The organism is Aeromicrobium phragmitis (assembly GCF_003674095.1).
Classification (GTDB): Bacteria; Actinomycetota; Actinomycetes; order Propionibacteriales; family Nocardioidaceae; genus Aeromicrobium; species Aeromicrobium phragmitis.
This window is the reverse complement of the sequence record NZ_RDBF01000063.1, coordinates 1-493: the sequence shown is the minus strand read 5'-3', so window position 1 is coordinate 493 and position 493 is coordinate 1. Positions and strand designations below refer to the sequence as shown.

General features: G+C 71.2%; 1 protein-coding gene. It reads right to left on the bottom strand.

Translation table 11 applies throughout. The features are described from left to right. Positions 1–493, bottom strand: a 493-nt coding sequence (locus D9V41_RS16255; protein WP_208006908.1) for a diacylglycerol kinase catalytic domain-containing protein, incomplete at both ends; no start/stop codon positions are given.

The following is a 493-nucleotide window of genomic DNA, read 5'->3' as shown; positions in this document are numbered from 1 at the left end:
CGTCGCACCAGACGATGCCGGTGGTGGTCTCGCCGACGATCTCGATGGCGAGGGTGGAGTCCGGCGAGACGACGAGCGGGCGCGCGAAGAGCGCGTGGGCGCTGATCGGCACCATGAGCAGAGCCGAGACCTCCGGCCACACGATCGGCCCGCCCGCGCTGAAGTTATAGGCCGTGGAGCCGGTGGGCGTGGCGCACACGACGCCGTCGCACCCCCAGCGCGACACGGGGCGGCCGTCGATCTCCACGACGGCCTCCAGCATGCGCTCGCGCGAGGCCTTCTCAACGGTCGCCTCGTTGAGGGCCCAGTTGTGGGCGATGACCTCGCCGCCGACCGACACGACGACGTCGACGGTCAGGCGTTCCTCCACCTCGAGGTCGCCGGCGATGACGCGCGAGGCGATCTCGTGAAGATCCTCGACGTCGGCCTCGGCGAGGAAGCCGACGTGCCCGAGGTTGACGCCGAGGACCGCGGTGCCGGTGCCACGGCAGAG